At 36.4% G+C, this 14,435-nt stretch carries 9 protein-coding genes and 2 pseudogenes; 4 read left to right on the forward strand and 7 right to left on the reverse strand.

The annotated features are described in order from the left end of the window. Positions 1–36 precede the first annotated feature (36 nt). The 5 genes and pseudogenes from ABWU23_RS05990 to ABWU23_RS06015 form a co-directional block, all read right to left on the reverse strand. Positions 37–1,557 (reverse strand): hypothetical protein, encoded by a 1,521-nt coding sequence (locus tag ABWU23_RS05990; RefSeq protein ID WP_353270955.1) that lies wholly within the window; start codon positions 1,555–1,557, stop codon positions 37–39. Positions 1,558–2,230: 673 nt separating this feature from the next. After that, on the reverse strand, positions 2,231–3,841 hold the full coding sequence (locus ABWU23_RS06000; RefSeq protein ID WP_353270956.1) for an ankyrin repeat domain-containing protein: 1,611 nt from the start codon (positions 3,839–3,841) through the stop codon (positions 2,231–2,233). Between the two features lie 282 nt (positions 3,842–4,123). Beyond that, positions 4,124–4,405, reverse strand: coding sequence for a hypothetical protein (locus ABWU23_RS06005; RefSeq protein WP_353270957.1), 282 nt, complete (start codon positions 4,403–4,405; stop codon positions 4,124–4,126). Between the two features lie 195 nt (positions 4,406–4,600). Then, positions 4,601–6,514 (reverse strand): excinuclease ABC subunit UvrB, encoded by a 1,914-nt coding sequence (gene uvrB / locus ABWU23_RS06010; protein ID WP_253309707.1) that lies wholly within the window; start codon positions 6,512–6,514, stop codon positions 4,601–4,603. 128 nt (positions 6,515–6,642) lie between these two features. Next, positions 6,643–7,972: pseudogene (locus ABWU23_RS06015) on the reverse strand (IS110 family transposase). Between the two features lie 490 nt (positions 7,973–8,462). Between ABWU23_RS06015 and ABWU23_RS06020 the strand changes: the two are divergent. Next, a pseudogene (locus ABWU23_RS06020) lies at positions 8,463–9,478 on the forward strand (IS110 family transposase). A 993-nt stretch (positions 9,479–10,471) separates the two neighbouring features. Here ABWU23_RS06020 and ABWU23_RS06025 read toward each other — a convergent pair. Together ABWU23_RS06025 and ABWU23_RS06030 are read right to left on the reverse strand one after the other, a co-directional pair. Next, entirely contained in the window at positions 10,472–10,882 is a 411-nt protein-coding gene (locus tag ABWU23_RS06025; RefSeq protein WP_353270958.1) for a DUF1284 domain-containing protein, read from the reverse strand. Next, positions 10,879–11,406, reverse strand: coding sequence for a biotin transporter BioY (locus tag ABWU23_RS06030; RefSeq protein WP_264687867.1), 528 nt, complete (start codon positions 11,404–11,406; stop codon positions 10,879–10,881). Before ABWU23_RS06030 ends, ABWU23_RS06025 begins: the two co-directional genes overlap by 4 nt. Positions 11,407–11,487: 81 nt before the next feature. Between ABWU23_RS06030 and ABWU23_RS06035 the strand changes: the two genes are divergently transcribed. From ABWU23_RS06035 to ABWU23_RS06045, 3 genes are all read left to right on the forward strand, one after another. Further along, entirely contained in the window at positions 11,488–12,075 is a 588-nt protein-coding gene (locus ABWU23_RS06035; RefSeq protein WP_253309416.1) for a nitroreductase family protein, read from the forward strand. Further along, the gene (gene dapF / locus ABWU23_RS06040; protein WP_253309959.1) at positions 12,056–12,844 is read left to right on the forward strand and encodes a diaminopimelate epimerase; all 789 of its coding nucleotides are present in this window, start codon (positions 12,056–12,058) and stop codon (positions 12,842–12,844) included. Before ABWU23_RS06035 ends, dapF begins: the two co-directional genes overlap by 20 nt. A 974-nt stretch (positions 12,845–13,818) precedes the next feature. Beyond that, positions 13,819–13,944: a hypothetical protein gene (locus tag ABWU23_RS06045; RefSeq protein ID WP_264732015.1), complete on the forward strand. Its 126-nt coding sequence runs from the start codon at positions 13,819–13,821 to the stop codon at positions 13,942–13,944. Positions 13,945–14,435: the final 491 nt, after the last annotated feature.

Here is a 14,435-nt window from a genome sequence, read left to right on the forward strand (position 1 = left end):
TCCGGTGTTCTTTATCACATAAGTAGCTAGCACTAGCTATCTCGATAGTGTATTACCATTTCCTCTTGCTGCACGTTCATTCAATACATCAGTAACTTTTGACTTAGGATTTTCTTTAGCATCACTTGCAGAACTACGCTGAGCAGCACTAGATTTTCCATTATCAGTAGTTCCTGATGGAGCTTGCCAAGTATCAATTGGATAATCGTGTTTAATAGTGGCAGATTCTTTTCTTTGAGTGTTCCTTTCAGCAACTTTTTTTGCAAGCTTAGCGTAAGGGTCATACGTTTCCTGCTTATTAGTAGATTTGATTCCTTCCTTGTTAACACTATTAACATTACCATTTAGACGGCTTTCTGCGCAACTAGCAGACCCGCTTTTCTTCTCTTTATTATTGTTTCCTTGTTCATCAGCGGGCCGTCTAGCAGACTTGTTTTCCTTTCCATTATCAAGCTTGTTTCCTTGTCCATTAGTGGGCGGCGTGGTTCCTCTTCCATTAACACTAGTATTTGGACGCCTTTCTTCAAAATTAACATACTCGCTTGGCTTAGAATCAAGTTTTATCCCACTTGCCAGAGGCTTCTTCTCTGGAACTTTCGGTGGACACACCTCTTTCTTCGGTTCCGCTTTTTCCTTTTCTTTGTCCACTTTTTCTGGTTTTTGTGAATTTTCATGAGATTTTCTTTCAAGCTCAGTAATACGCAATAGATGTTTCAAAGGATCTGACACAATTTCAAGTTCTGGCTTGCTCAGAACAACCGGCCTTACAAATCCGGGTGAAACTTCAAAAAGGGAAACTGGCACTTTAGGTTTTTCTCTTTCATCCACTTTTATTTCTTCACGAACTTCTTTATTTTCTTCCTTTAATGATGTTTTTTCTGCTTTTTTATCTTCTGCTTTAGTTGTTTCTTCTGTAGATGCCTCTACTATAGCTGCTAGCTCAACTCCAAAAATCTCTGCGAACATTGTAATAATCCATCCGGTAACGGCGAGCTGTAACTTGAGTTTCAGATCCTGCAAAAATTGTAGACGTTCGAGCACCCTTGCAAGCTCCTCTTCTGATAACTCACCACTGCCCAATTTCTCCTGCAATTCTTTTATCTCTTTGTCCAACCTCTGATCGAAACTTAAATCGCGTGCAAAAATCTTCTTGATTAACTCCTTAAGCTTCTCACGCAAAAACTTCATTATCGCAGCAATCAGGTTTTTTTCTTTCTTCTCCTTGAGCATTTGGTAGATTTTCGGATCATCTACATCTACTTCAAAGAGGTTGAAGAGAGGTTCAAAGAAACTCCAGAAATCTCTGAGTAGTTTTTCACAATCGAAGTAGCCCCCGTCACCATCTTCGATATGTAGCTCTGCTTGAGATGATATTTCATCGATACAACTAGAAGCCTGACGCTCACACTCGAACCTTCTGAGCAAATCTTGTTTGTCAAGCTTCTCTATGGCTGCTTTCAGTTCATTTAACTTCTGCTCCGCAGAGAAATCTTGCTCCCTGATTTTTCCTTGGAAGATTGAGCTACCGTTTTCGTTATTATCTGAAAAATTTTCCATTATTTTTGTCCCCTCAATAAAATTACTGTCTTTATTGTTACCTTAAAAGCTTTCCATCATTTTTACTCCCTTCATAAAACTTAATAATTTAATTCTACAGTACTAAACATTTAAGAAGTGTTAACGTAAAGATGTCAATAAAATTATTTATATTTTTACACTATGTATATTATATCATACGCCATTTAACCTTTCAATAATATTTTTTATTCTTGCTGCTTTTTCAAGCTCTAGCATGCGCTTTCCTTCTTATTAATGTTCACTTTTGCCTCTACCACCACTTTTTCTTGTAAAGTATTTGATATAAGTTTTATTATACTCTCTAGCATAACTTGTGCAACATATTGTATTCAGAGTGTATTGAACGAGCCTGAAAGGCTGATAAACGAGTATCAACAAAGACTGTCAGAAAGCAAAGATAAAGCTACGTTAGATATATCTTAGCCACTTAAGTAGGGTTGGGCCTGACCCTGAAAGCACTGGTGTTAGTTTTTCTCATCCATTGTAAATATTGTACCGTACTGTCCACCTGATCATCATAACGGGCTTCTGGGAACATTAAAATTTCGTACTCAAAGCCATACCGCTTGGTGCGGCAAAATAACCCTGCCAAATCGGACAATTTTGAGTGAGCTTATTATTGTGTGGCACAATTTCAATAATGGGTAGATCGCTATTTGCCTTTAGCTCTTGTGTTAATTTGCTGCGAACAAGCTTGCGTAACATCAGTACGTGGAACATCCTTAATAGTCTCGATTGACTCTGTAGGTACATTACCATTTTTCTTAAAACCTTTCTCTTCTATAGCTTCCAGAACACTTTTTCCTCCCAAAAGACAGTTTTCTCCTAAACTTTTCTTCTCAGCTTTTAACTTGTTAAGCCTTTCTTCACTCTCATCATCAATTTCTACTTCTATTTTATTACTATCTTTCTCACTAGGACTTAGATAAATATTAATCTCTCCTGCCTCAGTGGTAAAAGACATTTTAATGCTACTTTCTAAGACATCTGTGTAATTTCTTTTTCCATCTTTTGTACCTTCAACTCTTACTATACTCTCCCCAACTTGAAGTATGCCGACTTTTAAATTTAAATCTTCAGCTTTGTTAAAGATTTTCACAGGTTCAATAATACTATCTTGTGAATATTTCACATAAAAACATACATTATCTATGTCTACCTCTTCTGGCTCCCCCTTTTGAGCTTGTCTATCTCTGCCTACAATACTTTCATATGCTATACTCTTTAGCTTGTCTTTAGTTTCTTTATATTTCTTAGAGAGATCATTTATATAATTAGATCCATAATTTTGTGCTAGCTCAGTATTACCGGAGAAAAATTTTTGTCTTGCTTTCCCACCTTTTAACAATAACTTGTTAGTGATGCTTTCTATGATGCCTGAAACTTTATCTTCGTTGCCGTCGTCTTGGTCGGCGATACCATCAGACTGCCTTTCACGCGCTCTGGTTTCATCGCGTGGTTTCACACGATTATTAAGAACACCTTCTATTTCTTCAAGTATTAAACTTGTTACAGTTTCTTTATCACCATTGTCATTTTCATTACCATTATTACAACTTGAATTCAACCTTATTCCTTTCTTCAAGTACTCATTTACTATTTTCTCAATACTTTCTTCAGATTCTTGTTTATTTTGTGCTGTTATACCTCTTATCTTCTCACAAAAATCTTTAATTAGCCCCTCTTCGCTTGTAGTTAATGGTATTTCTAGCTTCATCGAAAGTAAGTCTTCTAGAAAAAGATGATCACTTGAACTACAGCTCGAATCCTCGTCTTTCCGGTCACAATCACTCGGTTCAGTAGAAATTGTTTTATTATCGTCACCGGAGCTATACCCTGGATCATCACGAAGTGTCTGATCATCATTGTGCTTGTTAGGGTAATTACTAGAGTTATTTGTCAAATTCCCTTTATCTTTAGTAGGAACTGTTTTATTATCATCACCGGAGCCATTCCCTTCATTTTTACGAGAATCATCTGAATAATAGCCCTGATCCTTGTCTGGATCCGGATCACTTAATTTAGTACAAGTTGTTTCATCATTAGAACTACAACCTAAATCCTTCAAAGCTTGAAGGCAGTTATGTTCAGTAACATATTCAAATGGAGTCTTTCCACTTTGATCTTGCACATTTCGATCAGCTCCTGCTTTTAAAAGAAATCCTATACCGTCAGTATCGTTACGTTCAGCAACGTAATGTAACAGAGTTTTTCCATCTTGGTTTTGTACATTTGGATTAGCTCCTGCTTGTAGAAGAAACATTATACGTTGAATATAATCATTTAATATACCTCTATCGATTGCTAACCAACCTAAAATATCAGATAATCTTTTATCTAAGTAATGTGACAGAGTTTTTCCATATCGGTTTTGTGTATCTCGATTAGCTCCTGCTCCTAGAAGAAATATTATATGTTGAGCATAATTATCTAATAGACTTCTATCGATTGCTAACTCATTTAAAATGTCACGTAATTTTTCACTTGAGTAATCTGACAGAGTTTTTTCACCTTGGGTTCCTGTTGTATTTGGATCAGCTCCTGCTTATAGAAGAAACATTATATATCGAGTATAATTGGAATTATCTAATAGATCGCTATTGCTTGCTAACTCATTTAAAATGTCACGTAATTTTTCACTTGAGTAATCTGACAGAGTTTTTTCACCTTGGGTTCCTGTTGTATTTGGATCAGCTCCTGCTCCTAGAAGAAACATTATATGTTGAATATAACCGGGATTATCTAATAGATTGATATCCTGTTCTAACTTATCTAAAATGTCACGTAATTGTTCATTTAATCCCTTGCTTGGTACCCCACCATTCATATTCTATAACCATTACTCACTAATTCTTTAGTGATTACCGTAATACATAGGTAAGTCAATAAAAAAATACACCTTTCCTTCTTCAGTTCTAAGAAATTGTCAAAAGTCTCAAAAAGATGAGTTAAAATAAAAAGAAGAATAGTGGAAGTTTAGTTGTTTACACTTTCATGCTATGCCCATAGCATCATATATTACTTAACCTTGCAATAATTTTTTTATTCTTGCTGCTTCTTCAAACTCTAAATTTTCAGCATGCTCTATCATTTGCTTTCTCAAGTCATCCTTATTAGTATTTACTTTTGGTTCTGCTATTGCCCTCTCCTGTAAGGTGTTTGATATAGGTTTTATTATAGTCTTCGGGACAATATTGTGCAATATATTATGTTCTTCTTGTTTTTTTCTTCTTCTTTCAGTCTCTCTTAATGCACGATCTAAAGAACCAGTGATTTTATCTGCATACAAAATTACTCTACCTTCAGCATTACGTGCAGCACGACCGATCGTTTGAATGAGCGATGTTTCTGATCGCAAAAATCCTTCTTTATCAGCATCTAAAATTGCAACCAAACCACACTCTGGAATATCAAGACCTTCCCTAAGCAAGTTAACACCTACTAAAACGTCAATTTCTTTAGATCTTAATTTACATATAATTTCTATTCTCTCCAGCGCACCAATATCAGAATGCAAATAACTCACTCTCATATTTAATTCACTCATATATTCAGCTAAATTTTCAGCCATTTTTTTTGTCAGTGTAGTGATTAAAACACAAAATCCCTTTCCTATTGTCACTTGTGCCTCATGAATTACATCATCAATTTGACTCTCTATTGGTTTCACAATGCAGATTGGGTCTGTAAGCCCTGTTGGACGGATAACTTGCTCTATAAATACATTATTGGTCTTTGCCAACTCATACTTTCCAGGAGTAGCTGAAATGTAAATAGTCTGCGGCCTAACTTTCTCCCATTCTTCAAATTTTAATGGACGATTATCAAAAGCGGAAGGGAGCCTGAAGCCATAGTCAATCAATTTCTTTTTACGCGCCTCATTACCACTGTACATTGCACCAATCTGAGGAACGGTGACATGACTCTCATCAACAAATAAAATTACGTCTTTGGGTAAATATTCAAACAAAGTAGGCGGTGGATCCCCAGCTTCCATTCCATAGAGATAACGCGAATAATTTTCAATACCTTTACATATTCCTGTTGTCCTCATCATTTCAATATCAAAATTAGTGCGTTGCTCGAGGCGCTTTGCTTCAACAATCTTGTTTTGCAAGTAGTAATAATCCAAGCATTCATGCAGCTCTTTTTTGATTAGCTCAACTGTCTGCAACAGAGTCTCACGTGATGTAATGTGATAGCTGTTTGGAAAAATGGTGATTGTATTTAGGCTTTTGGTAATATTACTCGTTATAGCATCAATTTCAGAAATTTCTTCTATTTCATCACCAAGCAGCGATAAACGCCAAGCTTTATTTTCATAATAGGCAGGAAATATATCGATAATATCGCCACGCACTCTGAAATATCCTCTCTCAAACCTGGTATCAGAGCGCTTGTATTGGAGATCAGCTAAGTTACTCAAGAAATCATTAACATGAATTTTATCTCCAACACTTAAAGATATAGTCATGCTGCGGTAGCTTTCAGGCGAACCAAGACCGTATATGCAAGAAACACTGGCAACTACGATCGTGTCCCTGCGCTCCAAGAGGGAGCAGACGGCAGAATAACGCAGCATGTCAATTCTGTCGTTGATTGCAGAGTCTTTTTCGATATAAGTATCAGTTTGCGGCAAATAAGCTTCGGGCTGATAGTAATCATAATAAGAAATGAAATATCCAACAGCATTATTGGGAAATAATCCTTTCATTTCCTCATAAAGTTGTGCTGCTAAGGTTTTATTGTGTGCCATGATCAGCGCAGGTCTGTTTGTCCTTGCTATAACATTTGCCATAGTGAAAGTTTTCCCAGAACCAGTAACCCCAAGTAAAATTTGGTCTCTTTTATTGCTATTTAGCCCCGCAATTAAACTATCGATTGCCTGCGGTTGATCTCCAGCGGGTTGAAAATGTGTAGTGATTTGAAATTTCATAGACTTTACTTACTATCTTTGATTCATTGCATAGTGAACACTATATTGCTTTTAAGATAAGTTGTATAGCTATAAACTTTCCGTAAAGCCATAAAACATTAACCAACAATAGACTTCTCCTAAGAAACTCACTCAACTAACTCTTCTTGTTGAACTAATATGTAGCCAAATTCGCTCGCTTTTTTGATCAAATTTTTTACAGTTCTATCTTTATAGCGTGTTTCATAGTATTCCATTCCTTTTTCTACATATTCCTGTCCGTATTTGAGCATACTATAAAATATGCATGCCATTTTTCTTGCAGTAGCTGTTATTGCTTTTGGTGCTCCTAGTCGTTTTTTCAATCTTCTGTAGTATGCACCCAACGCACTTTTACTATTTCCTACAGAATGAGCAGCTATTCGCAAAGCATTCGCAGCACGGTTAATGACTTTACGTGTTCTTGTGTTAAACACTTTTTCCCCTGTAACTTTATTAGCAGGACTGAGTCCCAACCACGACGAAAAGTGCTTTTCTGTTGGCCATTTACTATGGTTTATACCAACTTCTGAAATTATGGTTTGTATACTTAATACATCAAATCCAGGAATTTTAGTGAAATCCATACCAGTTATTCGGTGCAGTTCCTCATACAAAGCAAAGCTTGGCTTACTTTTGCTATTTTTATTCTTTTGCTTACTTAGCTGTTTGCTTTCACAAGACTTTGTTTCAAACGTTTTATAATAGGCTTCAATATTTCTATCACATTCTGCTATTTTTTCTTGATAAATATTATATAATTCAAATTCTTGCTTTAGCGTGAATAAGTGTTCCTCTCTATAGTCACCAGCTAACGCTTTTGCAATAGTAGACTGATCATTTTTCATTCGCACGTCCCTGAATTCTGCTAATTTTTCAGAATCTCTTTCGCCTTCAATTATAGCTTCAATGATTTTCATACCAGTTATCCCAGTAATATGACTAATAACCTTGTGTAATTGTATATTCATTTGAATTAATGCCTTCTGCATACGCAGAATATGTGTAGATGCACTTTCAGTGAGATTTTTGCGTTGCCGCACGTAACTGCGCAATACACACATCTGATTATCTGGCCTAAACGATCCATGAAGCAGTCCGTAGCTATGCAGTTGTTGGAGCCATTGGCAATCTTGAACGTCAGACTTCCTACCAGGTACATTCTTTACATGCCGTGCATTTTACCTCGAATTTGTATGACTCAAGTATTTGAAATAAAGGAATCCAGTATACTCCTGTTGATTCCATAGCTACTGTTGTAACTTTACACTTTTTCAACCACTGTGCTAAGTTATGAAGGTCTTCAGTAAAGCAGCCAAATTTCTGAACGCGTTGTTCATCTCTTCCTTCAGGTACACACACATAGTGTACAGCTGAACCAATGTCTATTCCTGCTGCATTAGGATTCACTATTTCTAATTTACTTTTTGCTTTTTTCATGGTAACTCCTACATATAATTTGTAATAGGGAAACGCTTCAGCTTGGAACGGTTGATAGTACAATCTCCTAACCGAGGTAGTCTAAATGACTCCATCAATGATTTGACCGTTCCTTCCAAAACCATGCTTGCATACGGGCACTTAGGCACCATTGAAAATGTCGGTCATAACTGCAGAGGCGCTCTCTGTACAACTATACTTGAAAACTACTAAAAACTTAAATTTGTGTGTTTCTTTCTGATTTGACAGATTTCGTCTGTTCGATGCTTGTATCTTGTCAAAAGCATCTAATGTTTTAAGCTTAAGCATTAGGTGGAGAAGGGAGGAACTCTGTGCTTCTTCTTAGATATAAAATCTGTAGAGGAGATAAGAATTCCCTTCTCAAAAGTATAGGCTGGACGGTATCGTAGAAAGACCTGAATGGTTCTAATTCTGTATTCACAAGACTAGCCTTACTTTTCATTTTTAATGGTAACGTATGGGGTTATATATGATCAACAACTTTTTGGGCATAGATATATCAAAAGATCGCTTTGATGTTTTTCTCTCATTTATAAGCAAAAAAGGAAAGCGTGAAACTAGAAAAAGAAGCTTTAAGAACGATGGTTTCAAAGTCTACTGAATTTTCTACACAAACATAATGTAGAAAAAGTAAAAACCTGCATGGAATCTACTGGTTGTTATAGCGAAGCACTGGCTGAATTTCTACACAATGCTGGACATTTTGTAAGTGTTGTAAATCCTTATTGCATAAAATCTTATGCAAGGAGTAAGCTGATACGACAAAAGAATGATCAGACCGATGCAGAAGTTATTGCTGATTATTGCCAAAGACAGGAACCTTCTAGTTGGACACCACCTTCTCCTGAAATGAAAAAATTAAAACATCTTTATCGTTGCTCAGTTGCGTTAAAAGATGAGTTAACATTAGTAAATAACCACTTAGAAAAAAAAGAGAGACTGCCTAAAGAAGTTGCAAATGCTTGGGAAGACCTTGCAATGAATATAGCTCAAAAAATAGAAACAATAAAAAACTCCGTACGTGAACTATTAAATCAACACAAAGAATTGTTGGAAAATTTTCAACTTCTATTGACTATTCCAGGCATAGGAGAAGAATCAGCAATAGCTATTTTAGCTGAAGTTTCTGATATAGAGGTTTTTAGAGATGCCAGGCAATTGGCAGCATATACAGGAGTTATACCACGAAATATGACGTCAGGTTCCTCTGTATATGCCAAACCCAGATTAAGTAAATCCGGTTCACAAACATTACGTAAGGCACTTTTCTTTCCTGCCATAGTAGCTAAGAATCACAATCCTATCATTATGAGCTTTTGCCAAAGATTAAAGGAAAAGGGTAAGCATAATATGGCCATCGTTGGTGCTGCAATGCGTAAGCTACTCCATATCATTTTCGGTATTCTGACATCCAAAAGTGCTTTTGATCCTAACCATATCAAAAACTACAGGGCTAGGAGGTTGACTGAAGGTTTAGTACTTTAAAATCAAAAATGCTTCCTATCTATCTTATGTAAAGTGGTATCTTACACAAATTTATTGAATGTTGTTGGTTAGTGGATATGTTGATAAGTAAATTTCATCTGTTTTGTGCGTATAAAACTAATTTACTTATCAACATATCCACTAACTATAATCTGTGTACTGTTACACAATTGGAAGTATTTTTTGATTTTATGATGCAACTTGGGAAATTTTATAATTTTTTTGTTGACTAACAAGACGGCATCTCCTGTCATCCCAGCACCTTCTTCCTGTTATCTGAGTAGCTGACACTGTACGAACATTGTCTATCAGGAAGGTGTCATGCAAGTAGCTGACACTGGTTCTTTTATGACGGTGTCATTCTAGTCTGGAATCCAGGAAACTTAATTGCAAGTAATGCATTGGGTTTGGTGAGTATAAAAGTGTTGTGTTATGGCTAACGCTGGCTAGGTTTTCCTGCATCATACCGCCGCGGTATCTCTAGATCCCGCTAACAAGTAGCGGGATGACGATTGTCAGGGTGTCATTCCAGCGCCCCTATAATGTCATCCCAGTACTCCTATAATGTCATCCCAGTACTGATTAGCTATAAAATTTAAGAAGATATTTAAGAAATTTACCAAGCGAAAAAAAAGGCAAAAGAAGCCCCGTGGTGCGAGTTTTGACTCTATATTACTGTAAGTGGCGCTGTAATAATGTGCTAACGCTTAAAATAAGCGCGATTTGGCTGAATGTAGAAAAAATAAAAAAGACATGCAGCCGCTATAATTTTATGTAATCCGCCAATAAATACCCTGAGTTTTTACTGAATTTTGTCATTGAGCCTGCAGGTCAAAAACAAGTTTTGAGTCATGAATACCATTATTATTATAATAAGGGGGCTGGCGGAGTTTGTCAAGCAAGTTTTTTTTCTACTGAATGACAGTTGTGGCTTGGGAGGTAGTGCAAGAAGTCTATTTCCACAAAAATGCTTCAATTTATCTTAACATTTTGTCAACTACCTTTATAGGAACGACAATTTAAAAGGGCATTTTTACATATTCCATATGGCTGCCAGTTGCACCCCTCACATGCGTAATCAAATTTCTTTAAAGACATTTTCTCTCTAATCTTTTTTACCGCCTCATTCCAAGTTAAAGTCTCGCCAATTTTTATTCCTAAAATTCCCATATGCCTTCTATCTAGCTCTAAAACTTTAGCTTGTTCGGTGCATTTACCTTGTTTAGTCTGGTTTGGGCAAGCACTACAAATACTATCAAGATTGCCAACTACTTTGATTTGAGTGTTAGGATCACTCATTACTTTGCTTGCTATCTTTTTATAATTTTCTACAAAACCCTGAGAATACCCATATCCCCGAAACGCGAAGGTGCACATGAAATGATGAGGACGAAACCTTATCACTTTTTCAAATACTGCAAAACCGCTACGAGTAGAAAAATTTTTACCAAACCAGGAAGGATAAATGGTAAAACACCCACCATTATTGCTTGTCCCAGACCCAAGTAAACAGCAAGCCAACTAACACCACAAATAAAGATTACAACTGTACCAGCCAGACAACTTAAAGAATTGCGCGCGAGTAATTCACATTTAAGGCTTAAGAGTTCATTTACTTCACCCATCACTATGACAGCAGCTAAAAAGCCAATTAAATATCCACCTGTTGGTCCGAGAAAAATGTGATAACCACCAGAAAAATTCGCAAAAACAGGAAATCCTGCTGCACCAAGTGATAGATATGTAAGCACAGAATAGAATGCTGTTCTGCGGTTAAATTTAAGCCCAATAAGCATTACTCCTAAAGTTTGCAATGTGATAGGCACAGGCTGCAATGGTACGCTTATTTGAGCCATCAAGAATAAAAGTAAAACGCAAGACAATATTTCAGCCAGTGTTGATCTACTGCTAGATTGTGTTATAAACATACCTTCCCAATAAAAATAACTTATAAAATATAATATATATAAGAGGTTTTGCAATTTAAATTTTGCTTATATTGTGCTACAATGAATTATTTATGCACTATTAAATTAAAAATGATAAGTAAACAAGATCTATTATCGTTGATGAAAGCAAGACACAGCGGACGTTCATACGATACTACAAGAGCAATATCTCAGGAAGACATGGATATTTTAATGGAAGCTGTAAGGCTGACTCCCTCATGTTTTGGTGATGAACCTTGGAGATATGTGATATGCAACAAACAGAACAATCAAAGCGCATGGGAAAAGCTGCTAAATTGTCTTGATGAATCTAATCAAAAATGGGCAAAAGATGCACAAGTGTTAATCATATCTTTCAGTGCTAAAAACTTCCGTAAACGAGGTAAAGGAGAAAATCTTTGGGCTAGTCATGATACTGGTGCAGCAAATTACGCACTTATGCTACAGGCTGCATCTGTGAACTTAATGGCTCATCAAATGGGTGGATTTGATAGAGATAAAATAGTAGAAAGATTCAACATATCCGATGATTTTAATGTAATGTCAGTGATAGCGGTTGGTTACGAAGAAGAGGGTGCTGAAACAAGTAAGAAAAAAAGAAGACCAATAGAAGAAATATTTTTTTATGATGAGTGGCCAAGGTCCTAAAAATTTTATCAAGATGCACGGTACTGGCAATAATTTTGTTATCATAGACTCACGTTCAACAAACAATTTAGACTGGAACTATAGACAAATTGCTGATCAAAGCAGTTGTGATCAAGTGATAATTATAACAATGTCTAATGCTGCAGACTGCTTTATACATATCTATAATGCTGATGGTAGTCGAGCTGAAATGTGCGGAAACGCAGCACGCTGTGTTGGATATTTGATAATGTCAGAAAAAGGTACTGAGTATATCACTATTGAGCTGGTAAACAAACGCATTTTAGAGTGTTTTAAAGTTGGTGATAAATCCATAAAGGTTAACATGGGTAAACCTTTGCTAAAATGGCATGAAATTCCCTTGTCTACTGAGTGTGACACTCTTCACTTACCTATAGAGCTTGAAATGCTAAAAGATCCTGTTGCAGTAAATATTGGTAACCCTCATATAGTTTTTTTTGTTGATAACATAAGTGAAATACCATTGCGAAATTTAGGACCAAAGCTAGAAAATCACGTACTATTTCCTCAGAAAATTAATATTAGTATTGCACAAGTTGAAAAGTCTGGAGAAATAGCTTTAAGAGTTTGGGAAAGAGGTACAGGCATTACTGCATCATGCGGTAGTGCAGCCTGTGCAGCACTTGTTGCATCCACACTACGTGGATATCTGACTGCCCAACAGACTTCAGTAGATTTACCAGGAGGTAAGTTATTAATCGAATGGGCAAATAACGTATTCATGACCGGTGATATAGGATTTTTGTGATCGTTGTTTTCACAATGCAAAACTACTTGACAAACTCCGCCAGCCCCCTTATTATGATAGTGAAGGTATTCAGTTACCTTCATCTGTGCAGATTAAACAGCAAGAAAACAACGTAGTTGGCGTCTTATTTTTAATTTTTTGCACTATGTGCACCTTATGTCTTCACAACATTTCTGGGTTTTTACCTATATAAGCTGAAACGCGCTTATAAGTCGTTTAAGACAGTATAGTACGCCAATTTGCAGGATTAGAGAGTGACAACTAGCTAACACGGGGTTTCTTTTGCCTTTTTTTCTGCTTAGTAAATTTCTTAAACATTTGCAGCGTAGGTTAGTTGCAATTAAAAGCAGCTAAATTGCAGTGTTTAAGACTTAAAAAAACGCCAATACAGAAAATAGACAATGACCAGGGCTTCTTTTGCCTTTTTTTTTCGTTTGGTAAATTTCTTAACGTTTGTAGCTAAAAGAGCCCAAGAGAGGTGTCATCCCGCTGCTTGTTAGCGGGATCTATGTTAAGAGATACCGCGAATGAATCGCGGTATGACGTAGGACTGCTGTCATCCCAGTGCCCAGACACTGGGATCCAGCTAAGTTAGTGAGTGTAAACAGTAGCCAACCTTACGTTAAAACACAACGTTCTTGATGAGATTGCATAAAAACTGGATTCCTTACATCATAGAGGCACTGCCATTATAGAGTGAACCAGTGTCTGGGCACTGGGATGACAAAAAAAGGGGCTACTTGGATGACAAAAAAGAGGCACTGGGATGACACCCTGACAATCGTCATCCCGCTGCTTGTTAGCGGGATCTGCTGAGATACCGTGGCGGCATGACGCAGAGCTCACGTTAGCTATACTTTTATACTCACCAACTCAGTATCCAATCTGGATCCCAGTGGGCTTTGTTGCATAGCAGCAGAAAAGCTAGTGATTACTGACTAAATTCATTATAAAATGACGATTTAAGGATAAATATGCCACAAAAAATGAGAGTCAGTAACCATAGAGAATATAACAAATTTCTAGAAAAAAGAGGAAATATTTTTCATTATATCAACGAAGCCATAGAAAATTGGTATGAAATTGGGCCAAAAATGTAGGGTGGCAACAATATTTACAGCAACAAAGTGGTAATTTTGATACGTATAATAACCCATCTATTCAGAATAGGTTTGAGTGGGATTTTTAGAGGGATACATTGAACAAATAGGAAAAAATTTGCAGCTATTCACAAGCATCAAAAGAAACTTGATATTAAGATCAATGATTGCAGAGTTGATAAAAATAACATGGAAGATATCGAAATTGCTATAGACAGTACAGGAATTAGTATATACAACAACACACAGCAAAGAGAATAGCAAAGATAGAGAGTACCACGGCTATAAACAAGTAAGAAAATTGCACATAATGTTGAGCAAACAAGTCATAGCTACAAAATACAGTAATGGCGTTTACTCTGATCACTATGGAGCATTGGGGAAATTTGATGTTAAATATGCTATAAAAGCTCTATAAGCTGTGTAATCAATATGGCATAAAAACGAAAATTCCTCCGAAAAACAACGCAGCAGAGCATCCAAAATTGGAT

Origin of the sequence: Wolbachia endosymbiont (group A) of Hedychridium roseum (assembly GCF_964028325.1) — a bacterium.
In the GTDB taxonomy this organism is placed as follows: Bacteria; Pseudomonadota; Alphaproteobacteria; order Rickettsiales; family Anaplasmataceae; genus Wolbachia.

Coding starts and splice junctions, on each gene's coding strand:
- ABWU23_RS05990 (WP_353270955.1), bottom strand. CDS start 1,557: ATGGAAAATTTTTCAGATAATAACGAAAACGGTAGCTCAATCTTCCAA.
- ABWU23_RS06000 (WP_353270956.1), bottom strand. CDS start 3,841: ATGTTTCTTCTACAAGCAGGAGCTAATCCAAATGTACAAAACCAAGAT.
- ABWU23_RS06005 (WP_353270957.1), bottom strand. CDS start 4,405: ATGAATGGTGGGGTACCAAGCAAGGGATTAAATGAACAATTACGTGAC.
- uvrB (WP_253309707.1), bottom strand. CDS start 6,514: ATGAAATTTCAAATCACTACACATTTTCAACCCGCTGGAGATCAACCG.
- ABWU23_RS06030 (WP_264687867.1), bottom strand. CDS start 11,406: ATGTTTATAACACAATCTAGCAGTAGATCAACACTGGCTGAAATATTG.
- ABWU23_RS06035 (WP_253309416.1), top strand. CDS start 11,488: ATGAATTATTTATGCACTATTAAATTAAAAATGATAAGTAAACAAGAT.
- dapF (WP_253309959.1), top strand. CDS start 12,056: ATGAGTGGCCAAGGTCCTAAAAATTTTATCAAGATGCACGGTACTGGC.
- ABWU23_RS06045 (WP_264732015.1), top strand. CDS start 13,819: ATGCCACAAAAAATGAGAGTCAGTAACCATAGAGAATATAACAAATTT.